We start from the raw sequence: 16,886 nt of genomic DNA, 5'->3' as shown, positions 1-16,886 counted from the left end.
ATAAGGAAAGGCGCAAAGCTGATGACCGGGAACAATTTTTCAGAGGAAGCCTCATCCGCCGACGTCAGGCCGGCGCTTTGGCGCAATGCGCGGCTCGCCACGCTTGCGCCTGGTAAAGAAGGGCTCGGCATCGTCGAAAAGGGCGCCGTGCTGATCGAGAATGGCCGCATCACCTTTGCCGGCGCCGAAAGCGATCTGTCCGCATCGGCCATCGAACATTCCGAGATCGTCGATCTCGAAGGCCGCTGGGTGACGCCCGGCCTCGTCGACTGCCACACCCATATCGTCCACGGCGGCAACCGCGCCCGCGAATTCGAAATGCGCCTTGCAGGCGCCACCTATGAAGAAGTCGCGCGCGCCGGCGGCGGCATCGTCTCCTCGGTGAAGGCGACCAATGCGCTGTCGGTCGAGGAGCTCGTCGCCGAGGCCCTGCCGCGACTCGACACACTGCTTGCCGAAGGCGTGACGACGATCGAGGTCAAGTCCGGTTACGGGCTGAACCGAACCGGCGAAGTGAAGATGCTGCAGAGCGCCCGCCTGCTCGGCCATATCAGACCGGTGCGCGTCGCCACCAGCTATCTCGGCGCCCATGCGACGCCGGTGGAATATAAGGGCCGCAACGGCGATTATCTCGATGATGTCGTCCTGCCAGGTCTCGACGATATGTTTAATCTCGGTCTCGCCGATGCCGTCGACGGCTTCTGCGAGGGCATCGCCTTTTCCACGACCGAGATCGCCCGCGTCTTCGACAAGGCCAAGGCGCTTGGCCTGCCGGTCAAGCTGCATGCCGAACAGCTCTCCAATCTCGGCGGCGCCAAGCTCGCTGCATCCTACGGCGCGCTTTCGGCCGATCACCTCGAATATCTCGACGAAGACGGCGTTGCGGCGATGGCCGCAGCCGGCACCGTCGCCGTGCTGCTGCCCGGCGCCTTCTACGCCATCCATGAGAAGCAGAAGCCGCCGATCGAAGCATTGCGGCGGGCAGGCGTGCCGATCGCAATCGCCACCGACTGCAATCCCGGCACCTCACCGCTCACCTCGATGCTGCTCACCATGAACATGTCGGCGACGCTCTTCGGCCTCACCGTCGAGGAATGCATCGCCGGCGCCACCCGCGAAGGCGCCCGTGCGCTCGGCCTGCTCGACAAGACAGGAACGATCGAGCCCGGCAAGTCCGCCGATCTCGCCGTCTGGAATACCGAAAGCCTCGCCGAACTCGTCTACCGCATCGGCTTCAACCCGCTTCACGCGCGTATCTTCAAGGGCGAAAGGAACGGTCGATGACCATCACGCTCCACCCGGGCTCCGTCTCGTTCAAGGATTTGGAAATCATCTATTGGACCGGCGAGCCGGCAAGGCTCGATCCCGCCTTCGATGCCGGCATCGCCAAGGCCGCCGCCCGCATCGCCGAGATCGCCGCCGGCAATGCCCCGGTCTACGGCATCAATACCGGCTTCGGCAAACTTGCCTCGATCAAGATCGACAGCGCCGATGTCGCGACGTTGCAGCGCAATCTCATCCTGTCGCACTGCTGCGGCGTCGGCGCGCCGCTGCCCGACAATATCGTCCGGCTGATCATGGCGCTGAAGCTGGTCTCGCTTGGCCGCGGCGCCTCCGGCGTGCGGCTGGAGCTGGTACGGCTAATCGAAGGCATGTTGGAAAAAGGCGTCATCCCGCTGATCCCGGAAAAAGGCTCGGTCGGCGCCTCCGGCGATCTTGCCCCGCTTGCCCATATGGCGGCGGTGATGATGGGCGAGGCCGAAGCCTTCTTCGCCGGCGAACGCCTCCCGGGCGCGCAAGCCCTCGAAAGGGCCGGGCTGAAACCGGTGGTGCTCGCCGCCAAGGAAGGCCTGGCGCTCATCAACGGCACCCAGACCTCGACGGCGCTGGCGCTGGCCGGCCTGTTCCGCACCCATCGCGCCGCACAATCGGCCTTGATCACCGGCGCTATGTCCACCGATGCCGCCATGGGCTCTTCGGCACCCTTCCATCCCGATATTCATACTTTGCGTGGCCACAAGGGCCAGATCGATACGGCATCCGCCCTTCGCGCCCTGCTCGAAAACTCCATCATTCGCCAGAGCCATATCGAGGGCGACGAGCGCGTGCAGGATCCCTATTGCATCCGCTGCCAGCCACAGGTCGACGGCGCCTGCCTCGATCTGCTGCGCTCGGTCGCCCGCACGCTCGAAATCGAGGCCAACGCGGTCACCGACAATCCGCTGGTGCTGTCGGACAATTCCGTTGTATCCGGCGGCAATTTCCACGCCGAACCCGTCGCCTTCGCCGCCGACCAGATTGCGCTCGCCGTCTGCGAGATCGGCGCGATTTCGCAGCGCCGCATCGCGCTGCTGGTCGATCCCACCCTCTCCTACGGCCTGCCGGCCTTCCTCGCCAAGAAGCCGGGCTTGAACTCCGGCCTGATGATCGCCGAGGTCACCTCGGCGGCTTTGATGTCCGAGAACAAGCAGATGTCGCACCCGGCCTCAGTCGATTCGACGCCGACCTCGGCCAATCAGGAAGACCATGTCTCCATGGCCTGCCACGGCGCCCGCCGCCTGCTTGGGATGACCGAAAACCTGTTCGCCATCATCGGCATCGAGGCGCTGACCGCCGCCCAAGGCGTCGAACTGCGCGCGCCGCTGTCGACGAGCCCGGAACTGAGCAAGGCGATCGCCGCCATCCGCAGCAAGGTCCCGACCCTCGATACCGACCGCTACATGGCAAACGACCTCGCCGCCGCTGCCGAACTGGTGGCGACGGGCGCGCTGAACGCCTCGGTTTCAACAGGCATATTGCCGGTATTGGAGGGTTGATCGTGATGTATGTGCATTTGGGTATCGCCCGAGACACCGGAGCACTTTGCCCATGACCACACCATACGAAATCCGTCAGGGCACCTCGCCCGTCATCCTCGGCTTCCCCCACACCGGCACGTCAGTGCCGGCTGAGATCGCCGACCGTCTCAACGACAATGGCAGGATTCTCGCCGATACCGACTGGCACATCCACCACCTCTATGACGGGCTGCTCGACGACGTCACGGTCGTGCGGGCCACATTCCACCGCTACGTCATCGATGCCAACCGAGATCCGGCGGGCGTCAGCCTCTATCCCGGCCAGAACACCACCGGCCTCATTCCCGAAACGGATTTTGACGGCAAGGCGATCTGGAAGGATGGAAAGGGACCTGACGAGGCCGATATTGCGGCGCGGCTGCGGGATTTTCATGCGCCCTATCATGCAGCCCTTGCCGCCGAGATCGAGCGCGTGAGAGCGATCCATGGCGTCGCGATCCTTTACGATTGCCACTCGATCCGGTCCCACATTCCTTTCCTGTTCGAAGGAAAGCTGCCGGATTTCAATATCGGGACCGATATGGGCAAGACCTGCGACAGCGCCATCGAACAGGCGACGCTCACCGTCGTCGAAGCCGCCGAGGGGTACGACCGCGCGCTCAACGGCCGCTTCAAGGGCGGCTGGACGACACGCCATTATGGAAAGCCGGAAACCGGTGTGCACGCGATCCAGATGGAGCTTGCGCAATCGACGCATCTCCAGACCGAGGCACCGCCCTTTGCCTATGACGCCGCCAAGGCGGACAGGCTTCGCGTGCATCTCAAAGACATTCTGGTGCGCCTCGAACAGATCGCACCAGGCCTGAAACGCTGACGCCCGAAACCTGACGATTGAAACCTGAGAACAGGGGAACCGCCATGACCAATCCACGCCACAATATCCGTGAAATCCGCGCGCCCCGCGGCAACGATCTCAATGCCAAGAGCTGGATGACCGAAGCGCCGCTGCGCATGCTGATGAACAATCTCGATCCCGACGTCGCCGAAAATCCGAACGAACTCGTCGTCTATGGCGGCATCGGCCGCGCCGCCCGCACCTGGGAGGATTTCGACCGCATCGTCGCGACTCTGAAGACGCTGACGGAAGAAGAAACCCTGATCGTGCAATCCGGCAAGCCGGTCGGCGTCTTCCGCACCCACAAGGATGCGCCGCGCGTGCTGATCGCCAACTCCAACCTGGTGCCGCATTGGGCGACCTGGGATCATTTCAACGAGCTGGATAAGAAGGGCCTTGCCATGTACGGCCAGATGACGGCCGGCTCGTGGATCTATATCGGCACGCAGGGCATCGTCCAGGGCACCTACGAGACCTTCGTCGAGGCCGGCCGCCAGCACTACGGCGGCAATCTCAAGGGCAAATGGATCCTGACCGGCGGCCTCGGCGGCATGGGCGGCGCCCAGCCGCTCGCCGCCGTCATGGCCGGCGCCTGCTGCCTCGCCGTCGAATGCAATCCGGATTCGATCGATTTCCGGCTGCGCACCCGCTATGTCGACGCCAAAGCCGAGACGCTCGACGAAGCGCTTGCGATGATCGACCGCTGGACCAAGGCGGGCGAAGCCAAATCCGTCGGCCTGCTCGGCAACGCCGCCGAAATCCTGCCGGAAATGGTCCGCCGCGGCATTCGACCCGATATCGTCACCGACCAGACCTCGGCGCACGACCCGATCAACGGCTACCTGCCGAAGGGCTGGACGATGGCCGAATGGAAGGCCAAGCGCGAAAGCGATCCGAAGGCTGTCGAAAAAGCAGCGCGCGCCTCGATGCGCGAGCATGTCGAAGCGATGATCGCCTTCTGGAGCGCCGGTATTCCGACGCTCGACTACGGCAATAACATCCGCCAGGTCGCCAAGGAAGAAGGCTTGGAAAACGCCTTCGCCTTCCCGGGCTTCGTGCCGGCCTATATAAGACCGCTGTTTTGCCGCGGCATCGGTCCCTTCCGCTGGGCAGCCCTGTCAGGCGACCCGGAAGATATCTACAAGACAGATGCCAAGGTAAGGGAGCTGACGCCCGGGAATACCCACCTGCACAACTGGCTCGACATGGCCAGGGAACGCATCGCCTTTCAGGGTCTGCCAGCGCGCATCTGCTGGGTCGGGCTCGGCGACCGTCATCGCCTCGCTTTGGCCTTCAATGAAATGGTCAAGAACGGCGAGCTTTCCGCTCCGATCGTCATCGGCCGCGACCACCTCGATTCCGGCTCCGTCGCCTCGCCGAACCGCGAAACGGAAGCGATGAAGGACGGCTCCGATGCCGTCTCCGACTGGCCGCTTTTGAACGCCCTGCTCAACACCGCGTCGGGCGCCACCTGGGTATCCCTGCATCATGGCGGCGGCGTTGGCATGGGCTTCTCCCAGCACTCCGGCGTCGTCATTTGCGCGGATGGCACGGATGATGCGGCAAAGCGTCTCGAACGCGTGCTCTGGAACGATCCGGCGACCGGAGTCATGCGCCATGCCGATGCCGGCTATGAGATCGCCCTCGACTGCGCCCGGGAAAAGGGACTGCGCCTGCCCGGCATTCTCGGGAACTGATCCTCGTGAGGATCCTGCGCGCCGGTGATTGTAAACGCATGCCCTGGAAGAACGGCGGCGGCGAAACGGTGGAAATCGCCGTTTCGCCTGAGAATGCCGGTCTTGCCGGTTTCGACTGGCGCGTCAGTATGGCGACCGTCGCAACCGACGGCCCGTTTTCGATTTTTCCCGGCATCGACCGCACGCTGGCGATCCTCGATGGCAACGGCATGGTGCTCGATATCGAAGGCAGCACGCCGGTGCTGCTGACGACGGCAAGCGATCCCCTGGCCTTCCCGGCGGATATCCCCGTCGCGGCCAGGCTCCAGGACGGCGCCATCACCGATCTCAACGTCATGACCCGCCGCGACGGGCTCGCCCACAGGCTGGTCCGGATCGACGTCGATGGCAGCAGCACCCTGCCGCTGCCGCCCTCGACATGCCTGTTCCTCTGCCATGGCGGCGCGCTCTCCTTCCGGCGGGGCGGCGAGACCGGCGCGCTTGCGGCCGGCGATGCGCTGCTGATTGAGGATGCGGCCGCGATCGCGCTTGAGGTCGATGGTGAAGCCAAATGTTATCTCGCATCGATCACCACAGGCTGACTTTCAAATAACGATTTGAAAAGATTGAACAATCGAGAATTTGGCTAAGCATGCGCATCGACTATCCTGATCTCGGGCCATGGACGTCATTCCTGCTTTCGGTCTAAACTTTGCCCTTCTGATGCAGAAGAAGACCTAGACTGCCCGCAACATGCGGGGAGCAAGGGAGCAGGCGTGACGGATCCATACGATATTCTCGGCGTTGAACGCGATGCGGACGAGGCGCAGCTGAAGGCCGCCTACCGGCGTCTGGCGAAAGTTGCCCACCCCGATTCGGGCGGTGATTCGGACGCCTTTGCCAATTTGCAGAAAGCCTATGGGCTGCTTCTCGATCCGGTCCGGCGCAAGGTCTACGACGATACCGGTTACGACGTTGAATTCGCCGATGCCGCCGAGCTGCAGGCGCTCGTGATGATCGAGAAGCTCGTCACCGACGCCGTGCTCGACGAGCGCGCGCCGGGAAGTTTCGATCCCGTCGCTGTCATGCAGGAAAGCCTTTCCGAAGAACTGCGCAAGGCCCGTTTCAGCAAGAGCGAATTGGAGCGCCACGCCTCGCGCATCGGCCTGCATCTGGAACGGCTCGAAAAGCAGTCCGGCCGCGATGTGCTTGCCCACATGTTCCGTGCCCGCATCGAAGCCATCGCCAAAGCGGTCGCGGAAACCGAGGCGAAGATCAAGGCGACCGAACGCGCCGCCGATATGCTCAGCGGCTATGTCTACGAGATCGATCCGCCGCCGCTGCCGGATGCCGCGGTCACCAACATCGAATGGGTCGAGACCTCCAGAAACCGCTCCACCGGCTGACGGACGACGCGGCCGATCTTAATAGGACAGTTTCGGATACCAGTCCGGCGCCCGGCCTTCGGGCGTCGCATCGAGCACGGTCCAGAGCGGCATCAGATCAGGTGCGCCGCGCGGATCCTCGCCGGGATCGGCCGTCGCTTCGCCCATCTCCTCGCTCCAGAAATGGCGGATGGTGCCGTCGCGCCGCGTGAAGACGTTGAAGGCGGCGCCATCGCTGCCGTCGCTGCCGATCGCGCGATAGTCGCGACTGTAATCGTCCGTCATGTCGGAGTAGAGCGGCAGGTGGTGCCAGCCGCGTTCCTTCTTGAAGGCGAGCAGCCTTTCGATCGGCGAGCGGGCGACGATCGCAAGGGCGGCGCGCTGCTGGATGTCAGGTACCTCGCCGTCCCAGGCCGACAGCAGCGAGGTGCACATTGGGCATGGGCGCTCGCGTTGTGGGCCGAACATGTAGCTGTAGACGATCAGCGTATCCTTGTCGGCGAAGAACTCGGCAAAGGAGATCGGCCCATCGCTGCCTTCGAAGCGGTATTCTTTTGTCACCTCGCCGCCCGGCGGCAGCGCCCGGCGCTGTCTTGCCACGCGCTCGATATGACGGCGCAATTCGATCTCTTCGGCCAGCAGCGCATCGCGGGCGCTGCGATAGGCCTCGCTCTCATTCGGGAAGCGGGCGCCGTTCTTGGCCGCAAGCACTGCGGCGGGTACCAGATGCCGATTATCCATGACGATATCCTCCTTCTGTTGCCGCGCGCCTCAGACGCGCAAAGGACGTGCTGAAGCCACGACCGGGTCGCAGCACATCATTACAAGGACGATCGGCTGATGCGAAAATCGACAGAAGCCGACGGAAAATATTCGCCCCGCGCTTTGGCCGGCCCGGTGCCCGGATCGCCAAAGCCAAGCAGATCAAGATCGCGCGTTCCGAAATGCGGATCATCGAACCAGATCATGATCAGCATTGCGCCCTTCCTAGAGGACGCCGCCCCGAACTCATTTCACCGTCGGCTGCGAAACTCAGTGAACGGTGATCACCGGAATGCCAGCTTCGTCGGCGGCACGGATAAGCGCTGCTCGCGCGTCCTGCGCCGGAATTTCCCCATGAATTGCATGTCGGCACGCGCTAATCGCTATAAGGTACTCTTCTCCGTCGTCGATCGGCCAACCAACTGTCAGCATCTCGGCAGCCTGGAAAAGAGTTGCGACAATCTTGTATTTTTCCGACCCACTCACAACGAACATCAGAGGGGCGAACTCTGCGGATGTGCACCACTTCATGACATTAGGTCTCCCCACAGTAAACATATTAGTAACCGTGCAAGAACCGTTCCGTGATCTTCGCTCGCATGCCGAAGCTCGTTTTGGAGGCCGAATAAAGGAAAGGAGAATATTTCTTAAGGGGCGCTTTAGCCGCCTCGGCATCGCCAGCATCAGCATGGGCACCAGTTGGCAGGGAAACGGTCGCCGGCCTCATTGCCCGCCATGCTGAAGCCACCAAAGCCGCCGACATGCTTATACCAGGCGCCCTTCCCGGTCTTCTGCCTCCTCAGCAAACTCAAACTGCTCCGCGGCGGCATCAGCGAGCGCGGTGTGCCTCTGCAACCGGAAACATTTCATCAGCAGAGCGGCAGAAAGAGATCCCGTAGTCGCCTCCGACTCCGGCACGACAGACGCGGGACTTCCCGCTCTGTTGCCAACGCATGAGTCTCTGTTGCCAACCTACCGGAAGATTGCCTTTGACACATCGCGATAAGTAATATATCTATGCGGTTATATAGCCATGTGGTGATATATGAAAAGCAGCCTCGATGCGATTTTCTCCGCACTTTCAGATCCAACAAGGAGAGCAATTCTTGGGCGGCTTGCTCACGGCAAGGCGACCGTGGCCGAACTCGCAGATCCCTTCGAGCTGTCTCAGCCTGCCATTTCAAAGCATCTCAAGGTCCTGGAACAGGCCGGATTGATCCGCTCCGGCCGTGAAGCGACTTCGCGTCCCCGCGAACTTGAGCCGGACGCATTGAAGAAAATCTCTGATTGGATTGGCGATTACAGACGCTTCTGGGATCAGAGCTTTGATCGTCTCGATGGCTATTTGTCCAAGGTACAAGGATACGAAGATGACAAATCCGGAGACTGATACTAACAACGCCCGCGATCTGGTTTTTGTACGAAGGTTCGATGCCCCATGCGATCTCGTTTTCAGAGCATGGACCGACCCCAAAGCGCTAGCGCAATGGAGCGGTCCTCACGGCTTCAAGGCGGTGGGCGACCAGCTTGAAGTGTGGCCCGGCGGTAGACACCGCGCCTGTCTGATAGCGCCAGATGGAGAGGAGCACTGGGTTAGCGGAAAATACCTTGAAGTCAACCCTCCGCACAGGCTTGTCTTCACACATGCCTGGGAGATCGGAACCGGCGAAAAAAGCCCGGAAACAGTCGTCACCATCACGTTAAAGGAAAGCGACGGAGGAACGGAAATGACATTTCGGCAAAGTGGATTTGAAGACGCATCATCACTTAAGGGTCATGAAGGTGGTTGGTCGCAAAGCTTCGAGCGACTGGGCGTTTTTCTGGGGGCTACGTCCGAAAGGCCGGATCATGAGTAAGGCGGCGATGAAGCTTTACTATTGCGAGACGCTCAATCCTCGGAAGGCCTGCGCCGCCGCCCGTTTTCTTAAAGCCGACGTGGAGTTCATAAGGATTGACCTAGCCAGCGGAGAGCAGCGTACCACGGAATTCCTGGCTCTCAACCCGAACGGGAAAGTCCCTGTGCTGCAGGATGATGCCGGAACCTTGTGGGAAGCGAATGCCATCATGTGCCGATTGTCTGACAGAGTTGGCTCGGATTTCTGGCCGCATGACCACAGGCAGATCGACGTCCTCCGGTGGCTGAGCTGGGACGCGAGTCATTTCACCCGGCACGCGGCAGCCTTGTGGTTTGAATACTTGATCAAACCTTTGTTCGGCGGGGAGCCTGACGTCGCCGTGATCGAAGATGCGAAGACGAGCTTCCGACTACATGCTCGCGTGCTCGACGACCATTTGGCCACTAACAGCGTCGCGGTCGGGAAGACGCTGACTGTCGCAGATTTCGCATTGGCCGCTGCACTTCCTTATGCGACTTCTGCTGAGATTCCACTTTCCGAGTTTACGCATATTCAGGCGTGGTACGAACGGCTTGAACAACTAGATGCGTGGAGAAACCCTTTCCCGGCGTAACAAGGTGCGGCCGCTGTTCCGTGGTTATTATTTCCGCCCACGTTTCTACAAGTCTTGCCGGTAATTCGCGCCACAGGGCCTCGCTTCTCCGTCGCTGGAATCCCTTCCGCCATCAAACGACAAGACGAAAGCGGTGATATGCGCAAGGGCTGTAAAGCAAAAAGGGCGCTCGACCCTTGCGGGGAGCGCCCTTATCCTGTCGGACAACGAACAGTTCGACGACGTCGATACCGCGCGCATCCATTTTTCAGGCAGGGCCGGTATATGGACCTTTTGCGCCCCGGTTTCAAGGGCTATTCGGCAGGACATTGACAAGGTCCGTCAGATGGCAACTCCACTGACGGGATTGACCACCGGTCGTTCGCTCTTGTCCCCGACCCCGGCCGGCTGCACCGCCGGCGGCGCCATCGATTCTGCGTCGGCGGGCTCCGGCTTGTCGGGAACGGCGCCGACATCTTTGGGGCGCCGCTGCTCGGGCTTTACGTTTTGATCATTCGTCGACATTGTCAGTCTCCTTTCAGTGAAGAAGTCACGGCCGTCGACATGGTTCCGACGATGGCATGGAGGATTACCGATGCTTGACAGGTTTCTGCTGCAGGGGCCTCAGGATGCGCGCTTCACGATCCTTCTGGCCCATGGCGCCGGCGCGCCGATGGATTCGGCGTCGATGACAGCAGCGGCAAATGCGCTTGCCGGCGTTGGCTTCCGTGTGGCCCGCTTCGAATTCGCCTATATGGCCGCCCGCCGCACCTCGGAAGGCCGCAAGCCGCCGCCGCGCGCCGAAACGCTCAATCCCGAATATGAGGCGGCCATTGCCACGCTCGGTGCCAGCGGCCCGCTTATCATCGGCGGCAAGTCGATGGGCGGCCGGGTTGCCAGCATGATCGCCGACGATCTTTATCACAGGGGGAAGATCGCCGGCCTGCTCTGCCTCGGCTATCCCTTCCATCCGCCCGGCCAGCCGGAGAAGCTGCGCACCGCCCACCTTACCGGGCTGACGACGCCCGCCTTGATCTGCCAGGGAACGCGCGACGAATTCGGCACACGAGACGAGGTGCCGGGCTATGATCTCTCCGACAGGATCGAGATCCTCTGGCTCGAGGATGGCGACCACGACCTCAAGCCGCGCAAGACGATCTCCGGCTTCTCCAGCGCCGATCACCTCGCCACGATGGCCAAGGCGGCAAAGGCCTGGGCCGAACGATTGCCGGTTTGAGGCTCACCTTGCGATTGCCGATATCAGGCGGCAAGCTTCCTGATATCGATGCGCCGGTCAGTGGCGGAAACGGTGATTTCGAAATGGTCGGCCTGCACGACGTCCCGGATGTTGCGCGGTCTATGCGCGACGATGACCACCCCGCCCCTCAGCCGGACACTGTCATAGAGGATGCCGGCGCCACCGCTCGAGCGGACCTCTTCCCCCAGCACCTGCGACGCCGCATAGCTGGCGCCGTCATAGACATCGGGCCGCAGCAACTCTTCGCCGCGAATGTCGAGGTAATCGCCAATCAGGGTGGCCGCATAGCTTCGATAGGTGCGCGCCATCATCGCCACCCCGCGTGCGACAGCCTCGCGCCGAAGATGGTGGCCGACCTCGGCAGCGGCTGTCCTGAGATCATCGGCGGCATACCAGGCGCCGAGATCAGAGCCGTTGAACCGCATTCCTCCCGGCGCAACATGCAGGAAAGCCGCCATCACGATGCTGGCGTTTGGCGTGCCATAAACCCATTCAGCCTGGGGAAGCCGTTGGATGCGATCGGCGACGAGACGGTCGTTGGTCCAGCCGACGAGTTCCATCACCGCTTCAAGGTCGGACACCCGCGTCACCGTCTCGAAAAGCCCGATCGGTGGAAATTGCGACGGGATCAGCCGGTGTGACGGACGCGGCGCCTCTGCAAAACGATCCCTCACCGGAAGACGATGTCCGCATCTTCGTAAGGCGTGAAGGCTTCGTCGAGCCTGTTCGGCTGCATGTAGAGACCACCGCGCGCGCCGTCGAGAAACCGGCGGACGGTCATCAGCCCGTCCTGGGTTCCGCTGGTCACGATATCAAGCGGTGGATGCCCGCCGAAAACCGGCGCCTGATGCGGCGTGCGCAGCCAGGCGACGCCGGCGCGCTCATCGGCAAAAAGCACGCCGAGTGCCTGATGGATGCCGAGCACCGCCGAGATCCGGGTCAGCGTATCGACGTCAAGCGTGAAAGCGCCGTGCTCGCGCGCCTGTTTGGCCCAATTGTGGTAGGTCGACCGGGAGGGGTAACCGAGTACGAGCAGACGCTGCTCTTCCGTCAGCCCCCAGAGATCGGCGATCGCCAGGAAGGTCCGCAAGGCCGGTGCGCTTAGCCTCTTGCGATTTGCCGGCGCAAAGCGATCCATGTCCAGCCGCTGTGGCCCCTGGTCTTCCCGGTGCTCGGTGCGTCGCGCATGCTGCATAACAGCCTCCTGTCTTGAATTAGACATAGTCCAAATCTAGGCATTCGGCAACAGATTTCAAGAATTGCTCCAATGGAGCCGTCACCATAGCCCAGGCAGCAGCCGGTCGCGGACCTTGCGGCGGTATTCGGCGTAACCCGGCAGGTCTCTTGTCAGATGTTTCTCCTCGTCCAGCAGCCGCGCGACAAGTCCGGCAAAGGCAGGAGGGATGGCCAGCAGGCCCCAATAGGAACCGAGCGACAGCGGTATGCCGACGAAGAGCACCAGCGCCGCCGCATACATCGGATGGCGCACGACGCTGTAGAGCCCGCTTGAAATGACCCGCTGATCCCGGCGGATCTCGACCGTTGCCGAAGCGAAGCTGTTTTGCCGCAGCACGAGGAAGCAGCCGTAAAAGCCGGCCGCCATCAGAACATTGCCGAAAATCACGATCGGCGCCGGAACGGCCGACCAGCCGAACCGGTAATCGAGCGCCGAACCGATGAAGAGCGCGATCAGCACGATGCCGTTGAAAAGCTGAATGCGCTTCTGGGCCGGTTCCCGCTCCGCAGCCGGCCCGACATGCAGCCGCTGTTCCAGCAAGGCGCGGTCATATTTCAGGAAATAGGCCGTCGTCGCGACAATCCAGCCGCCAAAATTGAAAAGGAACAGCCAGCCCTGCCAATAGGACAGCGAGCCCGCCGCGATGAAGATCATCGCCGCAAGCACTGCGACGAATTTCACCGTCGCTTCCGTCGCCCGCCTGCCGAGACTCCTCTTCTGATCCTCCATCGGTCCGTCCTCCATTACCTCAGGAAACCTCGCCTGCCGCCTCCCGGATCGTCTGCATCAGGATCGATTGCGGCAGCGACGGCACGGCATCGGCGCGCATCGTCAATCCGACCGGCCCCTTGGTCTCGCCGGTATCGATCGGCAGAAGCGCCAGCCGCCCGTCGGCGACATCGTCGGCCACCACGCCGTGGGAAATGATCCAGATCGCGTCGTTTGCCCGGAGGAAAGCGCGGCCGAAGGAATCCGATACCGTCTCGATCTGGTTGGGCAGGCTGGCGACGCCATTGGCGATGAGAAAATTTTCGACCACCGGCCGGATGATCGAACCCCGCGTCGGCATCAGCACCGTGTAGTTGCCGAAACCTGAAAACAGCGATTGCCGGCCGTCGAGCAGCGGATGGCCGGGGCGCACGGCAAACACTACCTGTTCGGAATAAAGATGCTCGAAGGAAAAGCCGGCCATCTTCTCGGCGCCTGCCAGACGCCCGACGACGACATCGAGATCGCCGACACGAAGCTGCTCCAAGAGCACCGCATTCTCGCCGGTGACGATCTTCACCCGACTCCAGGTATTCTCCTTGAGGAAGAGCTCCATCGCCCGCGGCATGATTCGCGATGACACCGTCGGCAGCGCGCCGATCCGGATCGGCGGCGCTTCGGAAAACTGCTCCTGCGAGACGGAATCGAGACCCTGGCGCAGCGCCGTCAGCGCCGCACCAGCGTGCCGCAGGAAGACCTCGCCGTAACGGGTGATCTTGATGCCGCGGCCGTCGCGCTCGAAGACATCGACACCCAGCACCTGTTCCAGTTCGCGGATCGTCTTGGTGACCGCCGGCTGGCTGACATGCAGCAATTCGGCGGCCTTCATGACGCTCTTCTGCCGCGCCACCTCGACAAAGGTCTGCAGATGGCGAAACTTGACGCGGCTGTCGATCATCGCTCACATAACTCCGAAGTTATCGAAAAGCCTAAAAATATCATTTTACTTAACCGGATCAAACATTCAATTTCGCCTTCAGGAGGAGAATGACGTGCAATTCGCCCGCATAAACGACGTGACGATCCATTATCAGGTCATCGGTGCACCAGCCGACAGGCCGGTGATCGTCTTTACCAATTCGCTCGGGACGGATTTCCGCATCTGGCGCGACGTCGTGGTGCGGCTTGCCGGCGAATTCCCCATCGTGCTTTACGACAAGCGCGGCCACGGCCTGTCCGATGTCGGCCAGCTCCCCTCATCGATTGCGGATCATGCGACGGATCTCGCCGGCCTGCTCGATCTCTTGTCGGTCAAGAAGGCCGTCATCTGCGGCCTCTCCGTCGGCGGCCTCATCGCCCAGTCGCTCTATCAGCGCCGGCCGGACCTGGTCAGTGCCCTGATCCTGTGCGACACCGCCCATAAGATCGGCACAGCAGAGAGCTGGAACACCCGCATTGCCGCCGTCGAGAAAAACGGCATCGGCAGCATCGTCGACGCCATCATGGAGCGCTGGTTCACGCCGGCCTTCCGCCGGCCCGAAAACACCGCCTATTTAGGCTATTGCAACATGCTGACGCGTCAGCCGGTCGAAGGTTATGTCGCTGCCTGCGCCGCGATCCGCGACGCCGATTTTACCGAAACTGCAAAGACGATCACTGTCCCGACAATCTGCGTCGTCGGCGACCAGGATGGCTCGACGCCGCCCGATCTGGTGCTCTCGACCGCCAAGCTTATCCCCGACGCGCGTTATGAGGTCATCCCCAATTGCGCGCACATTCCCTGCGTCGAGCAGCCGGAAGCGCTAACGGCGGTCATCCGCGCCTTCCTCACATCCATTACGCCTGGAGAAAACAGCCCATGAACGAAACCGCGTCCTCCTCCGAGCGCTATCGCCAAGGCATGGCGACCCGCCGCACCGTGCTCGGCGACGCCCATGTCGACCGAGCCGCCGCCGCATCGACGGAGTTCGACCGTCCCTTCCAGGAATTGATCACCGAAGCCGCCTGGGGCCATGTCTGGTCGCGCCCGGCGCTGACGAAGCGCGAACGCTCGATCGTCACCATCGCTCTGCTCGCGGCGCTCGGCCAGGACGACGAGGTCGCCATGCATGTGCGCGCCACCGTCAATACGGGTGCCTCCCGTGAGGATATCTGCGAGGCGCTGCTGCATGTGGCGATCTATGCCGGCGTTCCCGCCGCCAATCACGCGATCAAGATCGCAAAGCAGACCTTCGCACAGATGGACGCCGACAAGGCGGCCTGAGGGGGAAAAATGTCCGAACGAGCAAATCGCAAACCCGAGACCGGCGCCTTCTTCGGCCGCGACCGTGCCTGGCATGCGCCGGCGCTGACCCCCGGCTACAAGACCTCCCTGCTGCGCGCGCCGCAGCGTGCGCTGCTGTCGCTCGACGGCACGGTTTCCGAAACCACCGGGCCGGTCTTCGGCCATTCGATGATCGGCGAACTCGACAACGACCTGATCCTGAATTATGCGCGCCCCGGCGAAAGCGCTATCGGCGAACGCATCATCGTCCATGGCCGGGTGCTCGACGAGCGTGCCAAGCCGGTTGCCGGCGCCCTGGTCGAGTTCTGGCAGGCCAATGCCGGCGGCCGCTATCGCCACAAGAAGGAAACCTATCTTGCGGCGATCGACCCGAATTTCGGCGGCTGCGGCCGCGCCATCACCGACGAGGAAGGCCGTTACTCTTTTCGCACCGTCCGCCCCGGCGCCTATCCCTGGCCGAACGGCGTCAATGATTGGCGGCCGGCCCATATCCATTTCTCGATCTTCGGCCACGGCTTTGCCCAGCGCCTGATCACCCAGATGTATTTCGAGGGCGATCCGATGATCTGGAAATGTCCGATCGTCGGCACGATCCCCGACAAGGCGGCGATCGAGCAGCTGATCGCGCCGCTCGACTGGGGCAACACGATCCCGATGGATTCACGCGCCTATAAATTCGATATCGTGCTGCGCGGCCGCCGCTCGACGATGTTCGAAAACAGGCTGGAGGGCAACTGACCATGCAGCAGCTCGGCTATCTCAAGGAAACCCCGTCGCAGACGGCAGGCCCCTATGTCCATATCGGCCTGACGCCGAATTTCTGCGACATAAAGGGCGTCTACGACACCGATCTCGGCATCGAGATGGTCAATGACAAGACGCTCGGCGAACGCATCACCGTCACCGGCCGAATCTTCGATGGGGCCGGCGCATTGGTGCGCGATGCCGTTATCGAGATCTGGCAGGCCGACAGCGCCGGCCTCTACAACAGCCCTTCGGAAATGCGCGGAACCGCCGATCCGAATTTCACCGGCTGGGGCCGCTGCCCGACCCGCGCCGAGGATGGCGTCTACAGCTTCGAGACCGTCAAGCCCGGCCGTGTCCCCTTCAAGGACGGCCGTAGACAAGCCCCGCACATCACCTTCTGGATCGTCGCCCGCGGCATCAATATCGGCCTGCATACGCGTATGTATTTCCCGGAAGAGACGGAGGCCAACGCCGCCGACCCGCTGCTGTCCCGCATCGAACATCGCGAGCGCGTCGCAACGATGGTCGCCACCCGCGACGGCGCAACCTGCCATTTCGACATCCATCTGCAGGGTCCCAAGGAAACGGTATTTCTCGATATCTGAGGGTCGGCATGCCGGTGGCTTGTTCGGACAGCCCTGTGCAAGTAGCCTCCCCCTCACCGGACCCTCTCCCCGAGGGGAGAGGG

The 16,886-nt window shown here is 62.2% G+C and carries 22 protein-coding genes; 14 read left to right on the top strand and 8 right to left on the bottom strand.

Annotated elements, in window-relative coordinates; all coding sequences use genetic code 11:
* Window positions 1-21 precede the first annotated feature (21 nt).
* From hutI to ACMUVN_RS11170, 6 genes are all read left to right on the top strand, one after another.
* On the top strand, window positions 22-1,284 hold the full coding sequence (hutI, locus tag ACMUVN_RS11195) for an imidazolonepropionase (protein WP_183844780.1): 1,263 nt from the start codon (window positions 22-24) through the stop codon (window positions 1,282-1,284).
* Entirely contained in the window at window positions 1,281-2,816 is a 1,536-nt protein-coding gene (gene hutH / locus ACMUVN_RS11190; RefSeq protein ID WP_414815134.1) for a histidine ammonia-lyase, read from the top strand. The genes hutI and hutH overlap by 4 nt, the downstream gene beginning before the upstream one ends.
* A gap of 52 nt (window positions 2,817-2,868) precedes the next feature.
* Window positions 2,869-3,672 carry an N-formylglutamate deformylase gene (gene hutG / locus ACMUVN_RS11185; RefSeq protein ID WP_028757210.1) on the top strand — a complete coding sequence of 268 codons (804 nt, stop codon included), beginning with the start codon at window positions 2,869-2,871 and terminating at the stop codon, window positions 3,670-3,672.
* A gap of 44 nt (window positions 3,673-3,716) precedes the next feature.
* Window positions 3,717-5,390: a urocanate hydratase gene (gene hutU / locus ACMUVN_RS11180; RefSeq protein ID WP_183844778.1), complete on the top strand. Its 1,674-nt coding sequence runs from the start codon at window positions 3,717-3,719 to the stop codon at window positions 5,388-5,390.
* 5 nt (window positions 5,391-5,395) lie between these two features.
* Window positions 5,396-5,971 carry a HutD family protein gene (locus ACMUVN_RS11175; RefSeq protein ID WP_028757208.1) on the top strand — a complete coding sequence of 192 codons (576 nt, stop codon included), beginning with the start codon at window positions 5,396-5,398 and terminating at the stop codon, window positions 5,969-5,971.
* Between the two features lie 174 nt (window positions 5,972-6,145).
* Entirely contained in the window at window positions 6,146-6,775 is a 630-nt protein-coding gene (locus tag ACMUVN_RS11170; RefSeq protein WP_183844777.1) for a J domain-containing protein, read from the top strand.
* 18 nt (window positions 6,776-6,793) lie between these two features.
* Here the strand turns inward: ACMUVN_RS11170 and ACMUVN_RS11165 are convergent, their stop codons facing one another.
* The 3 genes from ACMUVN_RS11165 to ACMUVN_RS11155 form a co-directional block, all read right to left on the bottom strand.
* The gene (locus tag ACMUVN_RS11165) at window positions 6,794-7,495 is read right to left on the bottom strand and encodes a DUF899 family protein (protein WP_097595640.1); all 702 of its coding nucleotides are present in this window, start codon (window positions 7,493-7,495) and stop codon (window positions 6,794-6,796) included.
* An 80-nt stretch (window positions 7,496-7,575) separates the two neighbouring features.
* Complete coding sequence (locus tag ACMUVN_RS11160) at window positions 7,576-7,731, bottom strand: hypothetical protein (RefSeq protein ID WP_174824428.1); 156 nt, start codon at window positions 7,729-7,731, stop codon at window positions 7,576-7,578.
* Between the two features lie 55 nt (window positions 7,732-7,786).
* A complete protein-coding gene (locus ACMUVN_RS11155) occupies window positions 7,787-8,047 on the bottom strand; it encodes a DUF982 domain-containing protein (RefSeq protein ID WP_183844776.1) in 261 nt (86 codons plus the stop codon).
* Between the two features lie 514 nt (window positions 8,048-8,561).
* On the opposite strand from ACMUVN_RS11155, the gene ACMUVN_RS11150 reads away from it, so the two are divergent.
* The 3 genes from ACMUVN_RS11150 to ACMUVN_RS11140 are packed head-to-tail and all read left to right on the top strand — an operon-like array spanning window position 8,562 to window position 9,985.
* Window positions 8,562-8,906 (top strand): ArsR/SmtB family transcription factor, encoded by a 345-nt coding sequence (locus ACMUVN_RS11150; RefSeq protein ID WP_028756051.1) that lies wholly within the window; start codon window positions 8,562-8,564, stop codon window positions 8,904-8,906.
* On the top strand, window positions 8,887-9,372 hold the full coding sequence (locus tag ACMUVN_RS11145) for an SRPBCC family protein (RefSeq protein ID WP_183844775.1): 486 nt from the start codon (window positions 8,887-8,889) through the stop codon (window positions 9,370-9,372). Before ACMUVN_RS11150 ends, ACMUVN_RS11145 begins: the two co-directional genes overlap by 20 nt.
* Window positions 9,365-9,985 carry a glutathione S-transferase family protein gene (locus tag ACMUVN_RS11140; protein ID WP_028757559.1) on the top strand — a complete coding sequence of 207 codons (621 nt, stop codon included), beginning with the start codon at window positions 9,365-9,367 and terminating at the stop codon, window positions 9,983-9,985. The genes ACMUVN_RS11145 and ACMUVN_RS11140 overlap by 8 nt, the downstream gene beginning before the upstream one ends.
* Before the next feature lie 321 nt (window positions 9,986-10,306).
* Here the strand turns inward: ACMUVN_RS11140 and ACMUVN_RS11135 are convergent, their stop codons facing one another.
* Window positions 10,307-10,489 (bottom strand): hypothetical protein, encoded by a 183-nt coding sequence (locus ACMUVN_RS11135; protein ID WP_028756053.1) that lies wholly within the window; start codon window positions 10,487-10,489, stop codon window positions 10,307-10,309.
* 70 nt (window positions 10,490-10,559) lie between these two features.
* Between ACMUVN_RS11135 and ACMUVN_RS11130 the strand changes: the two genes are divergently transcribed.
* Complete coding sequence (locus tag ACMUVN_RS11130; RefSeq protein ID WP_028756054.1) at window positions 10,560-11,201, top strand: alpha/beta family hydrolase; 642 nt, start codon at window positions 10,560-10,562, stop codon at window positions 11,199-11,201.
* A 23-nt stretch (window positions 11,202-11,224) separates the two neighbouring features.
* On the opposite strand, the gene ACMUVN_RS11125 is transcribed toward ACMUVN_RS11130, so the two are convergent.
* The 4 genes from ACMUVN_RS11125 to pcaQ form a co-directional block, all read right to left on the bottom strand.
* Window positions 11,225-11,896 (bottom strand): RES family NAD+ phosphorylase, encoded by a 672-nt coding sequence (locus ACMUVN_RS11125; RefSeq protein WP_028757560.1) that lies wholly within the window; start codon window positions 11,894-11,896, stop codon window positions 11,225-11,227.
* Window positions 11,893-12,417 carry an MbcA/ParS/Xre antitoxin family protein gene (locus ACMUVN_RS11120; protein ID WP_183844774.1) on the bottom strand — a complete coding sequence of 175 codons (525 nt, stop codon included), beginning with the start codon at window positions 12,415-12,417 and terminating at the stop codon, window positions 11,893-11,895. Before ACMUVN_RS11120 ends, ACMUVN_RS11125 begins: the two co-directional genes overlap by 4 nt.
* An 81-nt stretch (window positions 12,418-12,498) precedes the next feature.
* Window positions 12,499-13,188, bottom strand: coding sequence for a methyltransferase family protein (locus ACMUVN_RS11115; RefSeq protein ID WP_047614815.1), 690 nt, complete (start codon window positions 13,186-13,188; stop codon window positions 12,499-12,501).
* Window positions 13,189-13,207: 19 nt separating this feature from the next.
* Complete coding sequence (gene pcaQ / locus ACMUVN_RS11110; RefSeq protein WP_028757563.1) at window positions 13,208-14,125, bottom strand: pca operon transcription factor PcaQ; 918 nt, start codon at window positions 14,123-14,125, stop codon at window positions 13,208-13,210.
* A 94-nt stretch (window positions 14,126-14,219) separates the two neighbouring features.
* Between pcaQ and pcaD the strand changes: the two genes are divergently transcribed.
* Genes pcaD through pcaG form a run of 4 tightly spaced genes read left to right on the top strand, consistent with a single transcriptional unit; the run spans window position 14,220 to window position 16,803 of the window.
* A complete protein-coding gene (gene pcaD / locus ACMUVN_RS11105; protein WP_183844773.1) occupies window positions 14,220-15,029 on the top strand; it encodes a 3-oxoadipate enol-lactonase in 810 nt (269 codons plus the stop codon).
* On the top strand, window positions 15,026-15,430 hold the full coding sequence (pcaC, locus tag ACMUVN_RS11100; RefSeq protein ID WP_028757479.1) for a 4-carboxymuconolactone decarboxylase: 405 nt from the start codon (window positions 15,026-15,028) through the stop codon (window positions 15,428-15,430). The genes pcaD and pcaC overlap by 4 nt, the downstream gene beginning before the upstream one ends.
* A 9-nt stretch (window positions 15,431-15,439) precedes the next feature.
* Entirely contained in the window at window positions 15,440-16,189 is a 750-nt protein-coding gene (pcaH, locus tag ACMUVN_RS11095) for a protocatechuate 3,4-dioxygenase subunit beta (protein WP_028757480.1), read from the top strand.
* 2 nt (window positions 16,190-16,191) lie between these two features.
* On the top strand, window positions 16,192-16,803 hold the full coding sequence (pcaG, locus tag ACMUVN_RS11090) for a protocatechuate 3,4-dioxygenase subunit alpha (protein ID WP_028756260.1): 612 nt from the start codon (window positions 16,192-16,194) through the stop codon (window positions 16,801-16,803).
* Window positions 16,804-16,886 lie beyond the last annotated feature (83 nt).

Source organism: Rhizobium sp. IY2 (assembly GCF_047532935.1).
GTDB lineage: Bacteria > Pseudomonadota > Alphaproteobacteria > Rhizobiales > Rhizobiaceae > Rhizobium > Rhizobium anhuiense.
This window is presented reverse-complemented; position numbering and strand designations above follow the sequence as displayed.